We start from the raw sequence: 21,781 nt of genomic DNA, 5'->3' as shown, positions 1-21,781 counted from the left end.
CTGCCCCGGTCCCTGAGCGGGATCTACTGCGGCGAGTCCCAGGACGAGCTGGTGGCTGAGTACGAGGCGCTGTAGCCTCTGATCCCGCACTGGGTGATGGTGGACGCTGACTGAGCTCGCGTTGCGGTTTCGACACTGCTCGCTGCGCTCGAGTCTCAATCAGCAGGGGCGACCCCCTGCCCATCTCGTACTGAAGTAGGGGGCAGAACAAGACGATGGCCTGATGTGCGCTGACCCCCGTCGCCAGGATGATGGGGCCATGACGACGACACTCGAGGCCGAGCCTGCCGTGGGGAGCGAACCGATCACCTCCGGCGACGACGGGCCCGCGGCCGCCGAGATCGTCAGCACGCCGTCGGATCCGGTACGGGCGTCGAAGCTCAAGCGACTCTTCCACGCACTGACCCTCCTCGGCCTGGCCGGGGTGGCGACCCTGGTGGTGGTGGGCATCACCAGCGGCGTGCTCACCTCGGTGGCGTCGCTGCGGGAGTTCGTCGACGGGTTCGGCGTGTTCGGCCCCGTCGCGTTCATCATCGCCGGGGCGCTTGAATCCGTGGTGCCCGTCATCCCCGGGTCCGGCGCGATCATCTCCGCGCCGGTGATCTTCGGCTACATCAAGGGCGCGATCTTCGCCTACCTGGCCACCGTCGTGGGCTCCATCCTGGTGTTCGCGATCTCCCGGCACGCCGGCCGCGACCTCGTCGTCGCCCGCTTCTCCGAGCGCACCCTCGAACGCTACGGCAAGTGGCTCGACCACCCGAAGTTCACGCGCTACTTCGCCATCGCCATCGCGATGCCGCTCGCGCCGGATGACGTGCTCTGCTACCTCGCCGGCCTCACCACGATGCGCTGGCGCACCTATCTGCTGATCATCTTCCTGTGCAAGCCCTGGGGAGTGCTCCTCTACACAACTGGCGTGATGGCCATCCTGAAGGCGGTGTTCCCATGGCTGGGACTGTGATGAAGACCATGACGACGGCGGTGCAGCCCTACACGGCGCCGCGGGTGTGCCTGTATTCAGGTGCGGGCAAGTTCATGGAGAAGAGCGGGGTGGGCTCCGCGATGCGGCACCAGGCGGCGATGCTACGCACCCTGGGCTCGCAGATCGTCAAGCTGTGGAAGCGGCCCGACATCGTGCAGCTCAACACGATCTTCCCCGATTCGGTGCTGGTGGGCCTGCTGGCCAAGGCACTGGGCATCCCCGTGGTGGTGTTCGCGCACTCCACGCGGGAAGACTTCGAGCAGTCCTGGGTGGGGGCCGCCACGTTCGCGCCGCTGTTCGAGAAGTGGCTGGGCGTGGTGTACCGACGCGGCGACGTGGTGGTCACCCCCACGCCCTACTCCCGCAGCATCATCGAGCACTACAACATCCAGGCGCCCATCCGGGTGCTGACCAACGGGGTCGACACCCGCTTCTTCTCGGGCGGAGCCGAGGCGCGGGCGCGGTTCCGCACGCGCTACTCCATCCCGGAGGGGCGCAAGGTGGTGCTCAGCGTGGGGCATCTGATGGTGCGCAAGGGCATCGTCGAATACATCGACCTGGCGCGTGCCATGCCGGAGGCAGATTTCTACTGGGCCGGCACCGCGCCCAGCGAGGCCATGATGACGCCTGAGGTGCGCGCCGCGCTCGCTGACCTGCCGGCCAACCTGCACCTGATGGGCCACGTCGCGCCCGACGAGGTGCGCGACGCCTACGCCGGGGCGGACCTGTTCTGCTTCATGTCGCATGAGGAGACGCAGGGCATCGTGGTGCTCGAGGCGCTGTCCAGCGGCGTGCCCGTGCTGGTGCGCGACATCCCCGTCTACGAGGGCTGGCTGCACGAGGCCGCGGTGCACCGGGCGTCGACGACGGTGGAGTTCGAAGTCGCCGCCAGGGCGATCCTGAGCGGCGAGGCCGCGGACCTGACCGAGGCCGGCCGCCGCCTGGCCGCGCAGCACGACCTGCACGTCGTCTCCGGCGACCTCGCCGCCGTCCATCACGAACTCCTCTCCCGCTGAGCGCTGGTTGAGCCACTGGTCCCTGAGCGCGCGGGCGCGACGGTCAGGGACCGGGATAGGGTGAGGCATGAAGACCTTCAACCTCGGACAGACAGAGCTGAGCGTCCCCGCCGTCGTCACCGGAGTCATGCGGATCCAGGACAAGAGCGACGACGAGGTGCGGTCCCTCTACACCGCCTCCCGCGAGGCGGGGATCAACTTCTTCGACCACGCCGACATCTACGGCTCCGCGCCCTACCACGGCTGCGAGCAGCGGTTCGCGGGGGCGCTGCGGCTCAGCGACGCGGAGCGCGGCGAGATCATCCTGCAGAGCAAGTGCGGCATCAACAAGGACGGCCCGTTCTTCGACTTCTCCTACGAGCACATCGTGCGCCAGGTGGAGGGTTCGTTGCGGGCGCTGCAGACCGACTACCTCGACATCCTCCTCCTGCACCGCCCCGACGCCCTCGTCGAGCCGGAAGAGGTGGCCCGCGCGATCGACGAGCTGGTGTCGGCCGGCAAGGTGCGCCATGTGGGCGTCTCGAACCACACGCCGAACCAGATCGAGCTGCTGCGTCGCTACGTGAGTCAGCCTCTCGTCGCGAACCAGCTGCAGCTGTCGATCACGCACGCGCCCATCGTCGCGCAGGGGGTGGCGGCGAACATGGTGGACGTGCCTCAGTCGCCCAGCCTCGATCTCGGCGTCCTCGACTACTGCCGCCTCCACGACATCACCGTCCAGGCGTGGTCGCCGTTCCAGGCGGCGTTCTTCAACGGCGTGTTCCTCGACAACCCTGACTATCCGGAGCTCAACGAGGTGATCGGCCGCTTGGCGGCGAAGTACGACGTGGCCCCGGAGGGGATCGCCGTCGCCTGGATCACGCGGCACCCGGCCAACATCCAGGTGGTGCTGGGCACCACCACCCCGGAGCGCGTCACGAAGGCGGCCGCCGGCGCCGACGTCGAGCTCACCCGTCCCGAGTGGTACGAGTTGTTCCGCGCCGCCGGTTACCTCGTCCCCTGACGTTGGTTGAGCCCGATCCGGCTGCACAACGCCGCACGGATTGCCACTATGCGGAGGCCCCGTCGTAGTGGCCAACCGTCAGGCGTAGTCGCCGTCCGAGTTGCCACTACACCCAGTCTCACCACGTTGTGGCAGTTCGTGCGGCATCGCCCATGGCGAGTTTGAAGGCGACGCCGCCGGAGTGCTAAGGTTTGACGTCGGATCGAGAGATTCGAAATGCGCGTGTGGCGGAATGGCAGACGCGCCGGCTTCAGGTGCCGGTGCCCGCAAGGGCGTGGAGGTTCAACTCCTCTCACGCGCACAACGAGAAGAACCCCTGACGGGGAGACCGGGCAGGGGTTCTTCAGTTTAGGCTCAGGGGGCGGGGACGATGATGTCGCGCACCAGGGCGTCGAGATCAGCGTCTGCTCCGAGGAACTGGCGAAGGGTCTTGCGGGTGGGGCCGAAATCCTCGAACTCCTCCGGCGTCATCCCATTGACGTCGTAGGCGCGGCGGAAATCCTCGATCTTCATCAACTCGTCGAGGTACTCCTGGCGCACCGGCTCGTCCATGCGGGGCACGGCCTGGTAGTCCGAGCCGTTGATGATCTGCTGCCATTTGAACGGCGGCGAAACCACAACGTCGCCGCCCACGAACGCGGCCCAGTGGTACACATTGCGGAACGCCGCGGAGAGCAGGCGGGCGCGGAAGCCGCGCTCCTGGAAGATCCGGTAGGCCTTCTTCATGCACGCGATGCCCGCCCACTCCAGCGCCGACGGGTCGATGAACAGCTTGTCGCGGGCGACGACGTGCTTCATCCAGTCGTCGAGGCGCCCCACCATGATGGTCACCACGGAGCCCATCTCGGAGACGTCGTGGCCCTCGGCCTCGCGGCGTTCCAGGCCGCGCTCGATCGCCTCCGCAGCACGCACGGCCTGCGGTACGCTGAAGGAGACCGTCACGTTGATGCTGACCCCGCGGTAGGTGGCCTCCTCGATGGCCTCGAGGCCCGTCTTGGTGGCGGGGATCTTCACGACGATGTTGTCGGCCAGTTCATGGAACTCGATGGCCTGTGCGACTAGAGCGTCCGCGTCGCGGTGGAGGCGGGGATCCGTCTGCACGGATAGGCGGCCGTTGCGGCCCTTGTACTCCTTGAAGCAGTCCTGCAGGAGCTCGGCGGCCTCCTGAGACATGTCCTTGACGGCCTGCCAGCCGATCTGCGACTCACCCCACGTGGGGTTCGCCTCCGCGATGGCTTCGATGCGCGGCTTCCACACGTCGAGATGGTTCTGGATGGTGGTGTAGGCGATCACAGGGTTGCAGGTGGCGCCCACGCCACCGAACGAGATCGACTGCCTCAGCTCGTCCAGATCCGACGAATCGTTCCAGAGGCAGGTGGGGGTGTTGCGCGCGGCTTCGAGCAGCGGGCCGGGGGTGTAAGAGACATCTGTCATCAGTCAGGCTCCTGAGTGTGCCGGGAAGGCGGCGTCGTCGCCGTTTGTACGGCCAAGGTAGCCCTCTTGTGCGACTCAAGTCAAGTCATTGTTAGAACATAATCGTCAGGAGATGAACAGCGAGAACTGGAAGGAGTAGAGGGTGGGGCGGTAGACGTGGCTGCCGAGTTCGACGGCGCGGCCGTCTTCGGTGTGGCCCACGCGGTGCATCGTCAGCAGGGGCGCTCCCGGGTCCTCGCCGAGCGTCTCGGCCTCCTCAACGGTGGCGCCGCGCGCCCCGATCCGCTGCTTGGCGGAGGTGATCTGCACGCCCCGCTGCGTCAGGCACTGGTACAGGCCGTGCTCGCCCAGTTCCTGCCAACTTGGAGCGATGTCCAGCGGGATCACATTGGTGAGCACGGCGAGCGGGTGGTCGTCGGCGTAGCGCAGCCGGCTGACGCTGAGCACGCCGTCGCCTGCGGCCAGGCCGAGATCCCCGGCCTCCTGGTCCGTGGCCTCGCGGACCTCGTAGGCGAGTACCTTCGTGGAGGGCTGGAAGCCGGCGTCGGCCAGATCGTCATTGAGGGAGGAGAGCTTCATGGGGCGGTGCACGTGGGGCGGGGCGACCCTGGTGCCCACGCCCCGACGACGCGTCAACAGGCCCTTGCCCACGAGTTCCTGCAGCGCGCGGCGGGCGGTGGGGCGCGCCACATCGAGCCGGTGGGCCATGGAGACCTCGTCCTCGATCATCGAACCGGCAGGCAGCTCGCCGGAGAGGATGGCCTTTTCGATGGGTCTGGCGATCTGCTCGTAGAGCGGCATGGGAGAGTCGCGATCGATCTCGATCTGCGGTATGTAGGTCTCGTTCATGCATACTCCTGGACAGGGCCACCTTTGACAGCTGCGCCGGGGTCATGGCCGTGGTTGGTAGGCGATCATACTCCCTCAGGGGCTGCTATATATGTGTGAACAAAGAGTTGACCCGCTCCGGTTCGTGAGGCAGACTGAAGCCACGACGAAGGAGGTCATCGCTGTGGATGACGCGAGCGTTCCCCGCGTGCTGGTGGCGGGCCGGTGCAGTGTCGACGTGTACCCCCAACAGGTGGGCGTCCATTTGGAAGACGTGCAGACCTTCTCCAAGTTCCTGGGCGGCTCGGCCACCAACGTGGCAGTGGCGTGCGCCCGCTACCGCCCCGGCGTCATGTCCCTGACGGGCGTGGGCGACGATCCGTTCGGCCGGTTCGTGGTGCAGGAGTTGGAGCGCTGCGGCGTCGACGCCTCGCACGTGGTGGTCAATCCCGCCTTCAACACCCCGGTCACATTCTGCGAGGTGTTCCCGCCGGACAACTTCCCGCTGTACTTCTACCGGGAGCCCAGCACGCCGGATCTGCAGCTCAGCCCCGACGACCTCCCGGCCGAGCTGGACCGCTTCGACCTGATCTGGCTCACCGCCAGCGGCCTGTCCGTCGAGCCGTCCCGTGAGACCCATCGGCACCTGGCCCGCGCGAAGGGGGAGAGCACCATCGTGTTCGACCTCGATTACCGCGAGCGTTTCTGGGACGACGAGTTGACCGCCTCGGCGCACATCGGGGCCATGCTGGAGCACGCCGACGTCGCCATCGGCAATCTCGAAGAGTGCCGCATCGCGGTGGGGGAGAGCGACCCCGAGCGCGCCGCCGACGCCCTGTTGGACCGCGGTGTGGACATCGCCATCGTGAAGCAGGGGCCCGTCGGCACCCTGGGCAAATCACGCACCGAGCGCACGTTCGTGCCCGCCACCTGCATCGACGTCGTCTGCGGCCTGGGCGCTGGCGACGCCTTCGGCGGGGCAGTGTGTCACGGGCTGCTCAGCGGTTGGGATCTCACGCGGATGATCCAGTTCGCCTCCGCGGCCGGTGCGATCGTCGCATCGAAGCTGGAGACCTCGCTCGCGATGCCCACGCTGGAGCAGGTGGAGGACATGCTGGCTGCCCACCCGGAAGTGGCCGCCGCCACGGAAAGTTCCCGGCGATGAGCCGCCTCGCCGAGCTCTCGGAGATCCGCTTCCGCCATCCCGGCCGCGTGGCGGAGACGATGGCCGCCCGTGCCCCCGGGCACCTGCCGGAAGCGGGCAAGAAACTGCTCATCGTGGCTGCCGACCACCCGGGGCGCGGGGCGCTGAAGGCAGGCACTGACCCGTTCGCCATGGCCTCCAGGGAGGAGCTGCTGGAGCGGTGCGTCGCCGCGCTGGGCCGCCCCGGCGTCGACGGCTTCCTCGGCACGCCGGAAATCGTGGAGGACCTCACGCTCCTCGGCGCGCTCGAGGGCAAACTCGTCCTCGGCTCCATGAACCGCTCCGGGCTGATCGGTGCGTCGTTCGAAGTGGACGACCGCATCACCGCCTGGACCCCCGAAGGCATCGCAGCCGCCAGGCTCGACGGCGGCAAGCTGCTGCTGCGGCTCGACCTGGGTGATCCCGCCACGCCGGCCATGCTCGAGCAGGCCGCGCACGCCGTCGATGCCCTCGCAGCGGCCGGGAAGATCGCGCTGCTGGAGCCCTTCGTGAGCCGCCGCGCCGACGGCCGGCTCGCCAACGACCTCACCCCTGATGCCGTCATCCGCTCCATCGCCGTGGCCTCAGCTCTCGGCAGCACGTCGCGGCACACGTGGCTGAAGCTGCCGTGCGTGCCGGACATGGAACGCGTGATGGCCGCCTCAAGCCTGCCGGTGATGTTGCTCGGCGGGCCGGTGACCCCCAATCTGGACGACAAAGTCCGCTCGTGGTCGGAATCCCTCCGGCTGCCCAATGTGAAGGGTCTCGTCATCGGGCGGGCCCTGCTCTTCCCCCGCGACGGTGATGTCGCCGGCGCGGTGGACCGAATCGTGGAGGTTCTGTGAACGACAACGGCAAGTACGTGATCCCCGCGGGCGAGACGGCCCACGGCAACTACGAGACCGATGTCGACGCCGAGCGGGCGTCGTGGGAATGGTGCTCCATCCGGGTGCTCCGCCTGGACGCGGGCGGTGAGGAGACCGTCGAGACCGGAGGCGAGGAGATCCTGGTGCTGCCGTTGAGCGGCTCCTGCACCGTCGAGGTCGACGGCGAGACCCACACCCTCGAGGGTCGCGAGGAGATCTGGACGGCCATCACGGATTACCTGTACGTGCCGCGCGGCAAGAGCGCCACCATCCGCAGCGAGCGGGGCGGCCGGTTCGCGCTGCCCGGCTCGAAGGCCACCAAGGACCTGCCCGTGGTGTACTGCCCGGCGTCGAAGGTCATCACCACGCTGCGTGGCACCGGCAACTGCTCGCGGCAGGTCAACAACTATGCGCTGGGCAACGAGCTGGAGACCTCCCACCTCCTGGCCTGCGAGGTGCTGACGCCCGGCGGCAACTGGTCCAGCTACCCGCCGCACAAGCACGACGAACACAACGACGTGGAGCGCGTGCTCGAGGAGATCTACTACTACGAGGTGCGCCCCGGCCGCGACGGTTCCCCCGGCATGGCGCTGCAGCGGATCTACCCGTCGCCCGGCAAACCCATCGACGTGTGCACCGAGGTGGGTTCGCGCGACGTGGTGATCATGCCGTTCGGCTACCACGGGCCGTCGGTGGCCGCCCCCGGCTACGACCTCTACTACCTCAACGTCATGGCCGGCCCCGCCGAGGATTCGACGTGGCTCATGACCGATGATCCGCACTACACGTGGATCCGCGAGACCTCCCCATGACCCCCCTTAACACCCAGGAGTGAGCATGAGCACCGTACGCCTCACCGTCGGCCAGGCCGTCATCCGTTTCCTCGTCAACCAGTTCTCCGAGCACGACGGCGAAGAGCGCCGACTCATCGCGGGGGCGTTCGGCATCTTCGGCCACGGCAATGTGGCCGGCATCGGCCAGGCGCTGCTGCAGAACGACCTCGACCCGGAGCCCGACGGCGGGCAGATGCCCTACATCATGCCCCGCAACGAGCAGGGCATGGTCAACGCGGCCGCCGCGTTCGCCAAGCAGAGCAACCGGCTGCAGACGTGGATGTGCACCTCGTCCATCGGTCCGGGCGCGCTGAACATGGTCACCGGCGCCGCCGTCGCCACCACCAACCGCCTGCCGGTGCTGCTGTTCCCCTCGGACCAGTTCGCCACCCGGTCCCCGGATCCGGTGCTGCAGCAGGTGGAGGACCCGGTCTCCCCGCTGACTGCCGCCACGGACGCGTTCCGTCCGGTGTCGCGGTTCTTCGACCGCATCGAGCGGCCCGAGCAGCTCATCCCGTCGCTGATGCAGGCCATGCGCGTGCTGACCGACCCCGCCGACACCGGCGCGGTCACCGTCGCCCTTCCGCAGGACGTGCAGGCCGAGGCCTACGACTTCCCCGAGGAGTTCTTCGCCAAGCGTGTCTGGCGGATCCGCCGGCCCGCGCCCGAGCGGATCGCGATCGAGCGGGCCGCGGAGATGATCCGCGGGGCGAAGTGCCCCCTCATCGTCTCGGGCGGCGGCACCATCTACTCGTTCGCCAGCGAGGAGCTGCGGGCGTTCGCGTCGGCCACCGGCATCCCGGTGTCGGACACGCAGGCCGGCAAGGGCGCGATCAACGCAGACCATGAGTGCGCCGTCGGCGGTGTGGGGTCGACGGGGGCGAAGCCTGCCAACGAGCTGGCCGCCAAGGCTGATCTGGTGATCGGCATCGGCACCCGGTACTCGGATTTCACCACCGCCTCGCACACCGCGTTCCGCAACCCGGACGTGTCGTTCGTCAACATCAACGTGGGCGCGTTCGATGCCGCCAAGCACGCGGCCGAGATGGTGGTTGCCGACGCCCGCGAGGCGCTGATCGCGCTCGGTGCCGAGCTGGAGGGCTACCGGGTGGCGGACACCTACTCCGCTGAGATCGCCGAGCTGCGCGAGGAGTGGGAGCGCACCACCGACGAGTACAACCACATGGACCTGCAGCCCAAGCCCTCGCAGCTGGAGGTCTTCGGCGCCCTCAACGAGATGATGGGCGACGAGGACGTGGTGATCAACGCCGCTGGCTCCATGCCGGGCGACCTGCAGGCGCTGTGGCGGGCGAAGACCCCGCAGCAGTACCACCTGGAGTATGCGTTCAGTTGCATGGGCTACGAGATCCCCGCGGCGATGGGCGTCAAGCTGGCTGCGCCGGACAGCGAAGTGGTGGCCATCGTCGGCGACGGCACCTACCAGATGCTGCCGATGGAGCTGGCCACCATCGTCCAGGAGCGGCTCAAGGTCATCATCGTGCTGCTGCAGAACCACGGCTTCGCGTCGATCGGATCGCTGTCCGAGTCGCACGGCTCGCAGCGGTTCGGCACCCGGTACCGCCAGGGCGACGTGCCGCACAACGCCGACGGCGAGCTGCTCCCCGTCGACATCGCCACCAACGCCGAGAGCTGGGGCCTCACGGTGCTGCGCGTCAGCACCATGGAGGAGTTCCGCGCCGCCTACCGCGAGGCTGAGGCCATGGACCGTGCCGTGATGATCCACATCGAGACCGCCTTGATCGGGCCCAACCCGCCCAGCACCAGCTGGTGGGACGTGCCGGTCTCCGAGGTGTCGCGGATCGCCTCCACCCGCGAGGCCCGCGAATGGTACGTCGGTATGAAGAAGGCCCAACGCCACTATCTGTGACAGCGCTGGTTGAGCCGGTCGCCTGTGAGCCTGCGAGCAGCGCGACCGCGTCGAAACCGCTCGCGGCCTCCGGCACGCTGGGGGGGGGCTCGGAGATTTCGACACTGCTCGCAGAGCTCGCAGGCTCAATCAACGAAGGAGAACGCATGAAGATCGCCGGAGCCCCCATCAGCTGGGGCGTATGTGAAGTCCCCGGATGGGGATACCAGATGAGCCCCGAGCGGGTGCTCACCGAGATGAAGAACATCGGCCTGACCGCCACGGAGTTCGGCCCGCAGGGCTGGCTGCCGATCGACGCGGAGGAGCGCGCCGCCGCGGTGCGCGACTTCGATCTCAAGCCCGTCGGCTCGTTCTTCCTATCCGTGATGCACGACCCGTCGTTCGATCCCATCCCGCAGGTCAACAAGGAACTCGACGCCTTCGAGGCTGCGGGCGGCGAGTTCCTGATCCTCGCCGCTGATTCCGGCCAGGACGGCTACGACAACCGCCCCGTCCTGGATGAGGAGGGATGGCAGACGCTGTTCAGCAACCTGTCGCGGATCACCGAGGTGTGCGCTGAGCGTGGCGTGACCGCCTGTATCCATCCGCACTGGGGCACGATGGTCCAGAGCGTCGACGAGGTGGAGCGGGTGCTGGACAACTCCAGCGTCGGTCTGTGCCTGGACACCGGTCACATCAGCGCCGGCGGTGCGGACGTCGTCGAGCTGGTGCGCACCTACGCGGACCGCGTGGACATCGTGCACGCCAAGGACATCCGCAGGGAGCTCACCGACAAGCTGCTGCCGGGCGAGATCAGCTGGAGCGAAGGCATCAAGGCGGGCATGTTCGTGCCCGTCGGCCAGGGTGACATCGACTTCGCTGCGATCGTCGGCCTCCTGAAAGATGCCGGTTTCGACGGCTACTACGTGCTGGAGCAGGACGTCATGCTCGATGAGGAGCCCCCCGCCGACGGCGGCCCGGTCGCCAATGCGAAGGCCTCGCTCGACGCGCTTTCCGCCTTGTCGTAGGGCTTTAGCAGCTGACAAATGAGCAGGTGGAGGGCTTCCCGGAGGAGGCCCTCCGCCTGTTTCATCACACAAAGGTAACTATTGTATTGACAAGCGTCGTGGCCGTCTCTAGGCTGACGGAATCGGGCCAGGTGTCATAGGCGACAGGCCCACGACCTCGTGGAGGAATCGATGAAGAAGACTCTCCTTGCCGCATTCGTGACCGCATCGCTGGCGCTCTCTGCGTGCAGCATGGGCGCTGCTGAGCCCGGCTCGGGCGGCACTACAGCAGACGGAGACGCGACCGGCGGCGACATCAAGGTCGGCGTCATCCTCAAGACCTTGTCCAGTGAGTACTGGCAGTACGTCGCCTCGGGTGTGAAGGCGGCGGAGAGGGAGCTTGGCGTCACCGTCGCTCTGCAGGGACCCGCCTCCGAAACGGCCTACGATGAGCAAAACAGCATGCTCGAGACCATGCTGGCTGACGGGACCATCCAGGCGATGGTCATCGCACCGCTGCAGCCGGATTCGGTCGTGTCCATGCTGGGGAGCACCGAGAAGCCCATTCTCTTCGTGGATACCGACGCTCCGTACGACGCGAAGGTCAGCTACGTGGGCACCGGCAACGAAGCCGCCGCCAAGACCGGCGGCGAGTACGCGGCCGAAGTTGCAGGCGAAGGTGCGCAGGCAGCCTGGATCGGTGGCGTCCAGGGCAACACCACGTCAGACGACCGGGAAGCCGGCTTCAGGGCCGGGCTCGAAGAGGGCGGCGTCGAAGTCGTCGTCCAGCAGTACGGTGAGGGCCTCGGTGACAAGGCAGCCTCCATCATGGAGAATGTCCTGACGAGCAACCCTGACATCTCGGTGGTCGTGGCGAACAACGACGACATGGCAGCTGGCGCTGCCCGCGCTGCTCAGGCTGCCGGTAAGGAATTGACCATCATCGGCTTCGACGGCATCCAGGCCGGCGTGCAGAATGTCATCGACGGCACGGTCACCGCCACCGTCGCCCAAGACCCGTTCGGCATGGGCTACCAGGCTGTCGAGGCTGCGGTGAAGGCCGTCAAGGGTGAGGACGTCGAGGACTTCATCGACACCGGTTCCACCGTCATTACGAAGGACAACGCGGAGGAGTACCTGGCCAAGCTTGAGGAACAACTGGCCGGCGCCTGAGTAATCCACTGACGACTCCGGGTAGGGCGCTCTACGGGGCGCCCTACCTGAGGGATGACACAAGGACGTGACTACATGAGCGCAGTTGTCGAACTACGCAACGTGACCAAGAGATTCCCCGGTGTGGTTGCACTGAGGGACATGGGACTCCAGATCGAGCCGGGCGAGATCCACGGCCTGATCGGGGAGAACGGTGCCGGAAAGTCCACGCTGATCAAGGTGCTGACGGGGGTTTATGTGCCCGAAGAGGGCCAGATCCTCGTTGAGGGCAAGCAGCATCGCTTCACCATGCCCAAGCAGGCGCAGGACGCAGGCATCGCCTGTGTCTACCAGGAACTCAACATCGTGCCCCAGCTGTCGCTGACCGATAACATCTTCCTGAACCAGTTCCTGAAGAAGGGTGGCGGGCTCCTCGACTACTCAGGCATGCACACCAAGGCCCGGGAGCTGTTGAGCTCGTTGGGTGTCGTCGTGGACGTCGAGAAGCCGGCTGGAATCTACGGCATGGGCGTGCTGCAGATGGTGGAGATTGCCAAGGCACTGTTGACCGGAGCCAAAGTCATCATCATGGATGAACCCACCTCCAGCCTGGGTGAAAGCGAAGTGGAGCAGCTCATCCAGGTTGTGCGTGGGCTCAAGGAGCAGGGCGTGGCGATCCTCTTCGTCTCGCACAAGCTCGAGGAACTGTTCATCCTGTGTGACCGCGTCACGGTCATGCGCGACGGCGAACACATCCTCACCGAGAACATTGGCGATCTGGACAACGACAAGCTCATCCGGGCCATGGTCGGCCGCAGCGTCGATAATCAGTTCCCCAAGTTCGAGACGCAACCCGGCGAGGTGGCGGTGGAGTTCCGCGACGTGACGTCTGTGGGCACCATCAAGAATGTGAGCTTCCAGGCCCGCTACGGCGAAGTTCTCGGCTTCTCAGGGCTGGTCGGTGCCGGACGCACGGAAACTATGAGGGCCATCTTCGGTGACCTTCCGATCGACAAGGGCGAGGTCTACGTCAATGGTGAGAAGGTCACGATCAAGTCGCCGCAGGATGCGGTACGCCGGGGCATCGCCTTCCTGACGGAGGATCGCAAGGGCCAGGGGCTGGTGCTGAATCAGTCCATTGCCACCAACCTGATTCTCTCCTCGCTCGACAAGGTGGAGAAGGGGCCGCTGCTGGATCGTGCGAAGGTCAAAGAGGTGTGCGACGCGTCCATCGCGTCAATGCGCATCAAGACGCCCGACGCGGAGAATCAGGTCTCGAAGCTCAGCGGAGGCAACCAGCAGAAGGTTGTCATCGGTAAGTGGGTCAATTCCGAAGCGGAAATCTACCTCTTCGACGAGCCGACGCGAGGCATCGACGTGGGCGCCAAGGTGGAGGTCTACAACATCATCAACAGGCTTGCCAGCGAAGGCAAGTGCATCATCATGGTCAGCTCCGAACTGCCTGAGGTCCTCGGGATGAGCGACCGGGTCATCGTCATGCGTGACGGTGAGGTGATGGCCGAAGTGCGGCGCGGGGAGCCGGACTTCAATGAGGACGACATTATGAAAGCCGCATGGGGAGAACGGAAACAAGCATGAAGACCACCAACGCACGCATCGCCGGGATTCTGAGGGCACTGGCGCCCTTGCTCGCCCTGGCACTCCTTGTGCTGGTCATGGCGTCGATCAGCCCCGAGTTCCGCACCGTCAACAACGGCATGAACATCCTGCGCCAGACAGCTGTCAACGGGTTCCTCTCCGCAGGCATGCTGGTGGTCTTGATCACCGCCGGCATCGACCTCTCCGTCGGCGCCAACGCCATCCTCAGCGCCTGCATCATGGCCATGCTGATGACGACCTTCGGGATCACGAGCCCCATCGTCCTGCTGGTCGCCGCCCTGATCACCGGCACCCTGGTGGGCATCGCCAACGGGCTGCTGCTGACGAAGCTGAAACTGCCACACCCCTTCGTCTCGACGTTGGGTATGAAGTTCGTCTTAGCGGGTGCCGCGCTCTTCGTCGTCAACACCCGCACCATCTCCGGCTTCCCCGAAACAGTGACGTGGCTGGGCTCAGCGGACTTCCTGCGTGGCGGCGGCTTCAACGGCATCCCCGGATCGTTCATCGCCCTGATCATCACTTTTGTCCTGCTGCACATCCTGCTGACCCGCACGGCGCTGGGCCGCTCGATCTATGCCGTCGGCGGCAACCCGGAGGCCACCCGTCTCTCCGGCATCAACACCGATCGTGTGCTCACGTTCGTCTACGGCCTGTCCGGCTTCGTGTGCGCGCTCGCCGGTATCGTCATCGTCGGACGATCCGGTGTCGCCAACCCCTCGGCCGCGATGAGCGGCAACTACGAAACCGACGCCATCGCAGCCTGCATCATCGGTGGAGCATCCTTCACCGGCGGCAAGGGGACCGTCTGGGGCACCCTGATCGGCTGCCTCATCATCGCCGTCATCCGTAACGGCCTGACCATCATGAATGCGCAGTCTGACGTCCAGTTCATGGTCATCGGCGCTGTCATCATCATCGCGGTGTTCATCGACGTCCGCCGTACCGCATCCGAAGAGAAGCGTCGCCGCCTGGCGACCGTGTGAGAAAGAGCCGAGGAACACAAATGCTTCGAGTAGGAATCATCGGGGCCGGAATCATGGGCCGAGATCATGCCCGGCTGCTGGCCACCCAGGTAGCGGGGGCCAAGGTTGCCGCCATTGCCGACATCAGTGTGGACGGCGCGAGGGCAGTCGCCGATCAGTATGGCGCCGAGGGCGTCTTCTCCACAGGGGAGGAGCTCATCGCATCGGGCCTGGTCGATGCCGTGATCATCGCTTCGCCTGATCCGCTCCACGCCGCCACCACGCTGGCCGCCATCGAGGCTGGCCTCCCCACACTGTGCGAGAAGCCCCTTGCGCCGACGGTGGCGGAAGCCACCCCCGTCGCCGAGGCGCACGCTGCACTGGAGCGGCCGCTGGTGAGCGTCGGTTTCATGCGGCGCTTCGATCCGGGCTACGTTGCCATGCGCCGTCGCCTCGATGAGGGGCGTGACGGCAAACTGCTGATGAGTCACTCGGTTCACCGCAATGTCTCCACTCAGGACGTTGATTCGGCTGTCACCATCACCAATTCCGCCGTCCACGAACTCGACATCGTGGCGTGGCTTACGCGTTCGCCCATCGTCGAGGTGCAGTGGGCAGCAGGCCGCACCACCAGCCTGCTGCAGCAGCGGATCGATCCCCAGTTGATTCTCCTACGCACCGCCGACGAGGTGCTGCACACCGTCTCCCTGCAGATGCAGGCGCAGTACGGCTACGACGTGCGCTGCGAGCTGGTCTGTGAGCGCGCCTCCGTCGAACTGCCGCACCCGCCGTCGCTCAACGACGAAGCCCCGCTGATCGTCAGTGCCGATCTTGGCCGCACCGCCGAATATGCCGCCGACTGGCGCCCCCGCTTTGAGGCGGCCTACCGCCGTGAACTCAAGGCCTGGGTGGAGGCCTCGCTAGCGGGGGAGGTGCCGGCGGAGGCCGCCACTGTCGAGGAGGCCATGCACACCACCCGTGTCTCGGACGCCCTGGTGCGGTCCATGAACGACGGCGGCTGGGTCCCAGTTTCCGAGTGAGAGGTGCCGTGAGCCATGCGCATTGCGCTGCTGACAGACTCCCTGGGTGCGATGCCCTTCGAGGCCATGCTGGACGCGGCCTCGGACATGGGGATCCGAGACCTGGAATTCGCCACCGGAGGCTGGTCGGAAGCGCCGCACCTCGATGTGCGCGCCCTGCTGGGTGACGTCGGGGCACGCGACGCTTTCACAGCGGCCCTCCGAGAGCGCGGCATGCGGGTGGTGGCGCTCAACGCGAACGGCAACCAACTGCATCCCGTGATCGGCCCGAAGGTGGATGCCGTGGTACGCGACACCGTCGAGTTGGCAGCGCTCCTGGAGGTGCCCACGGTAGTGATGATGTCGGGTCTGCCAGCTGGCGCCCCAGGCGACTCGACGCCCAACTGGGTCACCACCTCCTGGCCGCCCGAGACGCAGGTCATCCTGGAGTACCAGTGGAACGAGGTCGCCATCCCGTATTGGCGTGATCTCGCCGCTTTCGGGAAGGAGAGGGGCGTCCGGTTCGCCGTCGAGATGCACGGTAAGCAACTGGTCTACAACGCTGCAACCCTCTTGCGGCTGCGGGATGAGGTGGGTGACACGGTGGGTGCCAACTTCGATCCCTCGCACCCGATGTGGATGGGCGTGGATCCGCGCAGCATGGCTCGGGCACTCGACGGCGCCATCCATCACGTGCACATCAAGGATGTCAGGATCCAGCCCGATGTGGCCACTGTGCACGGGATGCTCGACACCCAGCCGCCCGGGAGAGCACGAGACCGGGCCTGGAACTACGTCACCCTCGGGCTCGGGCACCCGGGCGGCCAACAGTTCTGGGGACAGTTCCTGGCCGATCTGCGCAACGCCGGATACGACGGTGCGCTGAGCATTGAGCATGAGGACGTCACGCAGGACGCGCTGGAGGGTGTGCGCCAGAGCGTGAACCTGCTGCGTTCAGTCCTTCTCGAGGGCCCGCCCAGTTGGAAGCCCGCAGAAATTTAGGTTCCGCGTCACCCGATCTCGGCGACGCGGACCGGGCGATGCTCGTCTCTTGACAGGTTGCAGGCCAGCGCGATCCGGAGTGCCTCGAGAGCGTCTGACGCAGTGCAGGCGCTGGGTAGCCCCTGCATGGGGTTGCGGAGGAAATGGTCCAGTTCCCGCTCGTAGCAGGGCTTGAAGCGCTCGATGAAATCGTGCCAGGGATCTTCCGGTGGGAAGCTGACGCCCTCTTCCACCGAGCGGAGGGGCGCCTTGTTGTCGAGGCCGACGTTGGCTGACCCCGCCGTTCCCATCAGGTCGAGGCGGACCTCGTGCCCCTGCCCGTTGTAGCGCGAGGCGTGGAGGCTGCCGACGGTGCCGTCGTCGAGCGTGAGGATGGTGACGGCATCCGAGAAGTCGTTGTTGTCTGCGAAGGCGGCTGAGCCCCGGGCGGAGCCCGTGGCGTAGACCTCCACGACCTCCCGGCCGGTCAGCCAGCGGAGGATGTCGAAGTCATGCACGTTGCAATCCAGGAAGATGCCGCCGGAGCCGGGGAGGAACTCATCTGCCGGCGGGACGTGGTCGCACGTGAGCGCGTGGAACCGACGCAGCTCGCCCAGCGTCCCGTCGCGGAGCAGCAGCCTGGCCCGGTTGTAGCCATCGTCGAAGCGCCGCTGGAAGCCGATGTGATGGGGGAGCCCTGAAGCCTCCAGCGCCTCAAGGGCCCGGCGGGCCTCCTCCAGGTCCAGTGCCAACGGCTTCTCGCAATAGGTGGGCAGGCCAATCTCTGCGGTCTTGACCAGTAGATCGGCGTGGGTGGAGGTGCCGGTGGCGATCACCAGGCCGTCGAGGCCGAGGGGGTTGGCGGGGTCGAGGGCCCGCTCCACGGGCGCGCTGTCACATCCGAGTTCGGCCGCGACCGATGTCGCGCGGGACTCGGAGACATCTGCCAGCACCAGGCGGGAGACCAACGGGTTCGCAGCGAGGATCCCCGCGTGCATGATGCCGATGCGCCCCACCCCGATGAGGCCGATCGTGTACTGCGCGTCCATATCGCTCTCCTTTGTGCACACAGATTTCTTCGCGGCAGACGGTTGTGGAACGCGCCACCTGATGTTATTGTACAGACAAATAGGCGACGTGGCCACGACTGGAAGGTTGAGTTATGACTGAGACCATCACCCACTGGATCGGGGGGGCGCCGTACGAAGGCTCGCCCCTGGAGCGGATCCCCGTCGAGAACCCCGCCAGCGGCAAGGTGGCCGGCGAAGTGCTCGCCGCCAGCCGCGAGGATGTCGACCACGCCGTCGAGGTTGCCCGTGCGGCGCAGCGCGAGTGGTCGCAGCAGTCGCTGGCCAAGCGCACCGCCATCATGTTCAAGATGCGCGAACTCGTGCTGGCCAACCAGGACGAGCTGGCCAAGGCCATCGTCAACGAGCACGGCAAGGACTACAACGACGCGATCGGTGAGATCCAGCGCGGCCGTGAGACTCTCGACTTTGCCTGCGGCATCAACGCGGCTGTGAAGGGTCAGTTCTCCTACGACATCTCCTCCGGCGTTGACATCCACTCCATCCGCCAGCCCGTCGGTGTCGTCGCCGGCGTGTGCCCCTTCAACTTCCCGGTGATGGTGCCCATGTGGATGCACCCCATTGCCATCGCCACCGGCAATGCCTTCATCCTCAAGCCCGCGACGCCGACGCCCACCGCGTCGTTGCTGATCGCGAAGCTGTACAAGGAGGCAGGCCTGCCTGACGGTGTGTTCAACGTTGTGGCCGGCGACGTCGAGACCGTCACGGCGCTGCTGGAGCACCCCGGCATCGACGCCATCTCCTTCGTCGGGTCCACCCCCGTCGCCCGCATCATCCAGCAGAAGGCCACCGAGGCCGGCAAGCGCGTCCAGGCCCTCGGCGGTGCCAACAACCACGCCATCTGCATGCCGGATGCTGATCTCGAGTTCGCAGCCCAGCACATCGCGGCGGCAGCCTTCGGCGCCGCCGGTGAGCGCTGCATGGCGCTGCCCGTCGTCGTCGCCGTGGGCGGTGTCGGCGACAAGCTGGCCGAACTGGTCAAGGCAAACGGAGCCAAGATCAAGGTGGGCTACGGCCTCGACGACGGCGTCCAGATGGGTCCCGTCATCACCCGCAAGGCGCAGGAACGTATCAAGGGCCTCATCACCGACGCCGAGGAGCGTGGCGCAGATGTGGTGCTCGACGGCCGCGACCTGACCGTCGATGGCTACGAGGATGGCTTCTGGGTTGGCCCCACGGTGCTGAAGAACGTGCCCCTCGACGCGCCGGCCTACCGAGAGGAGATCTTCGGCCCGGTGCTGACCATCGTCAACGCCGAGACATACGCGGAGGCGATCGAGATCGTCAACAACTCCCCGTTCGGCAACGGCGCGGCCATCTTCACCAACGACGGCGGCGTCGCCCGCCGCTTCCAGTTGGACGTGCAGGCCGGCATGGTGGGCATCAACGTACCCATCCCCACGCCTGTGGCCTACTACTCGTTCGGTGGGTGGAAGGACTCCCTGCTGGGTGATCACCACATCCACGGCCCCGAGGGCGTGTCGTTCTACACGCGCCTCAAGGCCATCACCAGCCGCTGGCCGTCCGAGTGGACGTACGAGGCGAACCTGTCCTTCAAGCGCGAAGAGTGAGTTCGCAAAAATAGCGATGCAGATTCGGGGGTCAGGTGTGGAGCGTCCACATCTGACCCCCGTTTATGCATCAATATTCTTCGGTCTTGGGCGTCAGGGGTGATTCAGCGCAGCAGGTACAACGACGAGATCACCGTCAGCACGATCACCACGCGGGTGAACGTGCGCTGATCGAAGCGCCTGACCCACCGTCGGCCTGCGAACGCGCCGATGAGCACCACGGGGGTCAGGATCGCCAACGCGGGCAGCACCTCGGGCTTCAGCAGCCCCAGCCCGATGGAGAACGGCACCTTCACCACGTTGATCACGAAGAAGAACCACGCCTGCGTGGCGATGAAGCGCATCATGTCGAAGCGGGCGGCCACGAAGTAGAGGGTCATCACCGGGCCGCCCGCGTTGGCCGCCATGCTCGTGAAGCCGCCCAGCACGCCGTAGCCGCCGCGGATCCTGGGATTGGCCAGGGCGTTGTCACTGCTCAGTGTGCCCTTCTTCATGAGGTAGAGCGTCAGGGCGGTAAGCGTCAGCAGGATGACGCCAATGGAGCGGCGCATCACCACATCGTCGCTGTAGGCCAGGAAGAGTGCGCCCAGGATGAGGCCCACCACAACGCTGGGAATGAGCCTCAGCAGGGCAGGGACGTCCACCTGGCGCCGGTAGATCCAGACGGCCACCAGGTCTCCGACGATCAGCAGGATCAGCAACGCAGCCGTTGATTCGCGCGCCGGCAGAACCGCGGCGAAGACCGCCACCGAAATGGTGGCCGCGCCAGGCAGGGCCGTCTTCGCCACCCCGATCAGCAGGGCGGCGGCGGTGAGGGCGGCCCATCCCAGCGCGGTCAGTTCGATCATGCTGCGAACCCTAGAGGACGCGGCTGGGAGACCTGAACTTTGGCCACGCTGGGAGATGACTTGGAAAAAGTTTGTTTGCACATGGCGACACGGTGTTTCACGGCCTGACTACGCTAAACACCTGCCCAATGAGGTGTTAGCGCTAGCAGAATGATCACGTTTTCCGGACAAATGTCTTGACGAAGGATTTTTCGACGCGTGCATTGTGTGTTCAGAGGCACAGGGGTCGCCGCCGATTCCTGACCCGGGTCTCTGCCAACGCATTCACAGGAGAAGGGCGTACCACCATGAACATTCGTCGAGCCACCGCCATCGCGGCCAGCGCAACGCTGGCCCTGGGTCTCGCCGCCTGCGGCGGAGACTCCGGCAACGGAGGGGACGCGGGAGACCGCCCCAACCAGATGTACACCTGGGTGTCGAACCAGTCTGACCGTGAGCAGTGGGAGACGTTCATCGCCGGTGTGCAGGAGACCGAGCCCGAGTTCAACCTCACCCTGGACGGCCCCTCGTTCCAGGAGTACTGGACTCTGGTCAAGACCCGCATGTCCGCCTCGGACGCCCCCTGCATCATCACGACGCAGGCCGCGCGCGCCCAGGAACTCGGCAGCCTGCTGGCTCCGCTCGACGAGTTGGCGGCTGACGCCGGCCTCGATCTCGGCCAGTACAACGAGGCCATGATGCAGGGCCTCACCGTCGACGGCAGCGTCCGCGCCATCCCCTACGACGCGGAGCCCATGCTCCTGTTCTTCAACAAGGCCATGTTCGAAGAGGGCGGCCTCACGCCGCCCGGCGCCGGCTACTCCCGCGAGCAGTTCCTCTCCGACGCCAAGGCGCTGACCAAGGACGGGAAGATGGGCTTCGGCATCTCGGCCGACATCAGCTACCCGTTCCTGCCGCTCAGCTTCGCCAACGGCATCACCCCCAGCCAGGACGGCGAGCTCACGCTCACCGATCCGGCGCTCGTCGAGGACTTCCAGTGGACGATGGACCTGGTGGCCAAGGAGCAGGTGGCCACGGCCCCGAACCCGGGCGACACCGATGAGGTCGGTCGCCAGGGCTTCATGGCCGGCAACATCGCGATGCACATCGACGGCCCCTGGTTCTACTCCACCTACCAGGAGGGCTCTGATTCCGAGGTGGGCATCGCCTCGCCGCCCTCCGACGACGGCTCGCCCAACGGCATGATCCAAGGCTCGGGCTTCGGCGTTGCCGATTCCCGGACAAGGCCGCCGCCTTCGAGAACATCATGAAGATGACCACGCCTGAGGTGGTGGCCTACGTCGGCCAGCACCGCGGCACCGTGCCGTCGATCGCCTCCGCGCTCGAGGGCTGGTCCGAGGGCAAGCCCGCAGCAGATGTCGAGGTTGTCGAGGCACTCCTCGAATCCGGCCAGGCGCTGGTCACCACGCCCCAGTGGAACCAGGTTGTCACCCAGTTCTCGCAGTACTCCTCGGACGGCTTCCGCGGCAGCAAGACCGCTGAAGAGATCATGTCCCAGATCGAGCAGAGCGTCGGCTGATC

At 66.3% G+C, this 21,781-nt stretch carries 20 protein-coding genes and 1 tRNA gene; 17 read left to right on the top strand and 4 right to left on the bottom strand.

Annotated features, from left to right (window positions below; genetic code table 11):
* Positions 1-259: 259 nt before the first annotated feature.
* From BN1186_RS07965 to BN1186_RS07950, 4 genes are all read left to right on the top strand, one after another.
* Positions 260-961 (top strand): TVP38/TMEM64 family protein, encoded by a 702-nt coding sequence (locus tag BN1186_RS07965; protein WP_052459943.1) that lies wholly within the window; start codon positions 260-262, stop codon positions 959-961.
* Entirely contained in the window at positions 946-1,998 is a 1,053-nt protein-coding gene (locus tag BN1186_RS07960; RefSeq protein WP_082031179.1) for a glycosyltransferase family 4 protein, read from the top strand. The genes BN1186_RS07965 and BN1186_RS07960 overlap by 16 nt, the downstream gene beginning before the upstream one ends.
* A 67-nt stretch (positions 1,999-2,065) precedes the next feature.
* Complete coding sequence (locus BN1186_RS07955) at positions 2,066-3,001, top strand: aldo/keto reductase (RefSeq protein WP_040283548.1); 936 nt, start codon at positions 2,066-2,068, stop codon at positions 2,999-3,001.
* A 218-nt stretch (positions 3,002-3,219) separates the two neighbouring features.
* Positions 3,220-3,302: transfer RNA gene (locus BN1186_RS07950), tRNA-Leu, on the top strand.
* A 53-nt stretch (positions 3,303-3,355) separates the two neighbouring features.
* Here BN1186_RS07950 and BN1186_RS07945 read toward each other — a convergent pair.
* Together BN1186_RS07945 and BN1186_RS07940 are read right to left on the bottom strand one after the other, a co-directional pair.
* Positions 3,356-4,435 (bottom strand): transaldolase family protein, encoded by a 1,080-nt coding sequence (locus BN1186_RS07945; RefSeq protein ID WP_040283547.1) that lies wholly within the window; start codon positions 4,433-4,435, stop codon positions 3,356-3,358.
* A 105-nt stretch (positions 4,436-4,540) separates the two neighbouring features.
* The gene (locus tag BN1186_RS07940) at positions 4,541-5,284 is read right to left on the bottom strand and encodes a GntR family transcriptional regulator (protein ID WP_040283546.1); all 744 of its coding nucleotides are present in this window, start codon (positions 5,282-5,284) and stop codon (positions 4,541-4,543) included.
* A gap of 157 nt (positions 5,285-5,441) precedes the next feature.
* Here BN1186_RS07940 and iolC point away from each other — a divergent pair, with 157 nt between their 5' ends.
* From iolC to BN1186_RS07890, 10 genes are all read left to right on the top strand, one after another.
* Positions 5,442-6,428 (top strand): 5-dehydro-2-deoxygluconokinase, encoded by a 987-nt coding sequence (gene iolC, locus BN1186_RS07935; protein WP_246043292.1) that lies wholly within the window; start codon positions 5,442-5,444, stop codon positions 6,426-6,428.
* Positions 6,425-7,291 (top strand): Cgl0159 family (beta/alpha)8-fold protein, encoded by an 867-nt coding sequence (locus tag BN1186_RS07930; RefSeq protein WP_040283545.1) that lies wholly within the window; start codon positions 6,425-6,427, stop codon positions 7,289-7,291. Before iolC ends, BN1186_RS07930 begins: the two co-directional genes overlap by 4 nt.
* Complete coding sequence (gene iolB, locus BN1186_RS07925) at positions 7,288-8,124, top strand: 5-deoxy-glucuronate isomerase (protein WP_040283544.1); 837 nt, start codon at positions 7,288-7,290, stop codon at positions 8,122-8,124. The genes BN1186_RS07930 and iolB overlap by 4 nt, the downstream gene beginning before the upstream one ends.
* Before the next feature lie 25 nt (positions 8,125-8,149).
* Complete coding sequence (gene iolD / locus BN1186_RS07920; protein WP_040283543.1) at positions 8,150-10,033, top strand: 3D-(3,5/4)-trihydroxycyclohexane-1,2-dione acylhydrolase (decyclizing); 1,884 nt, start codon at positions 8,150-8,152, stop codon at positions 10,031-10,033.
* A 146-nt stretch (positions 10,034-10,179) separates the two neighbouring features.
* A complete protein-coding gene (locus BN1186_RS07915) occupies positions 10,180-11,040 on the top strand; it encodes a sugar phosphate isomerase/epimerase family protein (RefSeq protein ID WP_040283936.1) in 861 nt (286 codons plus the stop codon).
* 171 nt (positions 11,041-11,211) lie between these two features.
* The gene (locus BN1186_RS07910) at positions 11,212-12,192 is read left to right on the top strand and encodes a sugar ABC transporter substrate-binding protein (RefSeq protein ID WP_040283542.1); all 981 of its coding nucleotides are present in this window, start codon (positions 11,212-11,214) and stop codon (positions 12,190-12,192) included.
* Positions 12,193-12,267: 75 nt separating this feature from the next.
* Positions 12,268-13,770, top strand: a complete 1,503-nt coding sequence (locus BN1186_RS07905) for a sugar ABC transporter ATP-binding protein (protein WP_040283541.1) — start codon at positions 12,268-12,270, stop codon at positions 13,768-13,770.
* Complete coding sequence (locus BN1186_RS07900; protein ID WP_139650957.1) at positions 13,767-14,774, top strand: ABC transporter permease; 1,008 nt, start codon at positions 13,767-13,769, stop codon at positions 14,772-14,774. Before BN1186_RS07905 ends, BN1186_RS07900 begins: the two co-directional genes overlap by 4 nt.
* A gap of 20 nt (positions 14,775-14,794) precedes the next feature.
* Positions 14,795-15,793 (top strand): Gfo/Idh/MocA family protein, encoded by a 999-nt coding sequence (locus BN1186_RS07895; RefSeq protein WP_040283539.1) that lies wholly within the window; start codon positions 14,795-14,797, stop codon positions 15,791-15,793.
* 15 nt (positions 15,794-15,808) lie between these two features.
* Positions 15,809-16,774 (top strand): sugar phosphate isomerase/epimerase family protein, encoded by a 966-nt coding sequence (locus BN1186_RS07890; protein WP_040283538.1) that lies wholly within the window; start codon positions 15,809-15,811, stop codon positions 16,772-16,774.
* A gap of 8 nt (positions 16,775-16,782) precedes the next feature.
* On the opposite strand, the gene BN1186_RS07885 is transcribed toward BN1186_RS07890, so the two are convergent.
* Positions 16,783-17,802: a Gfo/Idh/MocA family protein gene (locus tag BN1186_RS07885; RefSeq protein ID WP_040283537.1), complete on the bottom strand. Its 1,020-nt coding sequence runs from the start codon at positions 17,800-17,802 to the stop codon at positions 16,783-16,785.
* A gap of 113 nt (positions 17,803-17,915) precedes the next feature.
* On the opposite strand from BN1186_RS07885, the gene BN1186_RS07880 reads away from it, so the two are divergent.
* Positions 17,916-19,412, top strand: coding sequence for a CoA-acylating methylmalonate-semialdehyde dehydrogenase (locus tag BN1186_RS07880; RefSeq protein WP_040283536.1), 1,497 nt, complete (start codon positions 17,916-17,918; stop codon positions 19,410-19,412).
* A gap of 104 nt (positions 19,413-19,516) precedes the next feature.
* Here the strand turns inward: BN1186_RS07880 and BN1186_RS07875 are convergent, their stop codons facing one another.
* On the bottom strand, positions 19,517-20,260 hold the full coding sequence (locus tag BN1186_RS07875) for a sulfite exporter TauE/SafE family protein (protein ID WP_040283535.1): 744 nt from the start codon (positions 20,258-20,260) through the stop codon (positions 19,517-19,519).
* A 287-nt stretch (positions 20,261-20,547) separates the two neighbouring features.
* Here BN1186_RS07875 and BN1186_RS07870 point away from each other — a divergent pair, with 287 nt between their 5' ends.
* Together BN1186_RS07870 and BN1186_RS15765 are read left to right on the top strand one after the other, a co-directional pair.
* The gene (locus BN1186_RS07870; protein ID WP_218975433.1) at positions 20,548-21,510 is read left to right on the top strand and encodes an ABC transporter substrate-binding protein; all 963 of its coding nucleotides are present in this window, start codon (positions 20,548-20,550) and stop codon (positions 21,508-21,510) included.
* Positions 21,507-21,779: a type 2 periplasmic-binding domain-containing protein gene (locus BN1186_RS15765; RefSeq protein ID WP_218975432.1), complete on the top strand. Its 273-nt coding sequence runs from the start codon at positions 21,507-21,509 to the stop codon at positions 21,777-21,779. The genes BN1186_RS07870 and BN1186_RS15765 overlap by 4 nt, the downstream gene beginning before the upstream one ends.
* The last annotated feature ends 2 nt before the right edge of the window (positions 21,780-21,781 follow it).

It is taken from the genome of Tessaracoccus massiliensis (assembly GCF_000826065.2).
In the GTDB taxonomy this organism is placed as follows: domain Bacteria; phylum Actinomycetota; class Actinomycetes; order Propionibacteriales; family Propionibacteriaceae; genus Arachnia; species Arachnia massiliensis_A.
This window is presented reverse-complemented; position numbering and strand designations above follow the sequence as displayed.

Coding starts and splice junctions, on each gene's coding strand:
- BN1186_RS07965 (WP_052459943.1), top strand. CDS start 260: ATGACGACGACACTCGAGGCCGAGCCTGCCGTGGGGAGCGAACCGATC.
- BN1186_RS07960 (WP_082031179.1), top strand. CDS start 946: ATGGCTGGGACTGTGATGAAGACCATGACGACGGCGGTGCAGCCCTAC.
- BN1186_RS07955 (WP_040283548.1), top strand. CDS start 2,066: ATGAAGACCTTCAACCTCGGACAGACAGAGCTGAGCGTCCCCGCCGTC.
- BN1186_RS07945 (WP_040283547.1), bottom strand. CDS start 4,435: ATGACAGATGTCTCTTACACCCCCGGCCCGCTGCTCGAAGCCGCGCGC.
- BN1186_RS07940 (WP_040283546.1), bottom strand. CDS start 5,284: ATGAACGAGACCTACATACCGCAGATCGAGATCGATCGCGACTCTCCC.
- BN1186_RS07930 (WP_040283545.1), top strand. CDS start 6,425: ATGAGCCGCCTCGCCGAGCTCTCGGAGATCCGCTTCCGCCATCCCGGC.
- iolD (WP_040283543.1), top strand. CDS start 8,150: ATGAGCACCGTACGCCTCACCGTCGGCCAGGCCGTCATCCGTTTCCTC.
- BN1186_RS07915 (WP_040283936.1), top strand. CDS start 10,180: ATGAAGATCGCCGGAGCCCCCATCAGCTGGGGCGTATGTGAAGTCCCC.
- BN1186_RS07910 (WP_040283542.1), top strand. CDS start 11,212: ATGAAGAAGACTCTCCTTGCCGCATTCGTGACCGCATCGCTGGCGCTC.
- BN1186_RS07905 (WP_040283541.1), top strand. CDS start 12,268: ATGAGCGCAGTTGTCGAACTACGCAACGTGACCAAGAGATTCCCCGGT.
- BN1186_RS07900 (WP_139650957.1), top strand. CDS start 13,767: ATGAAGACCACCAACGCACGCATCGCCGGGATTCTGAGGGCACTGGCG.
- BN1186_RS07895 (WP_040283539.1), top strand. CDS start 14,795: ATGCTTCGAGTAGGAATCATCGGGGCCGGAATCATGGGCCGAGATCAT.
- BN1186_RS07890 (WP_040283538.1), top strand. CDS start 15,809: ATGCGCATTGCGCTGCTGACAGACTCCCTGGGTGCGATGCCCTTCGAG.
- BN1186_RS07885 (WP_040283537.1), bottom strand. CDS start 17,802: ATGGACGCGCAGTACACGATCGGCCTCATCGGGGTGGGGCGCATCGGC.
- BN1186_RS07880 (WP_040283536.1), top strand. CDS start 17,916: ATGACTGAGACCATCACCCACTGGATCGGGGGGGCGCCGTACGAAGGC.
- BN1186_RS07875 (WP_040283535.1), bottom strand. CDS start 20,260: ATGATCGAACTGACCGCGCTGGGATGGGCCGCCCTCACCGCCGCCGCC.
- BN1186_RS07870 (WP_218975433.1), top strand. CDS start 20,548: ATGAACATTCGTCGAGCCACCGCCATCGCGGCCAGCGCAACGCTGGCC.
- BN1186_RS15765 (WP_218975432.1), top strand. CDS start 21,507: ATGAAGATGACCACGCCTGAGGTGGTGGCCTACGTCGGCCAGCACCGC.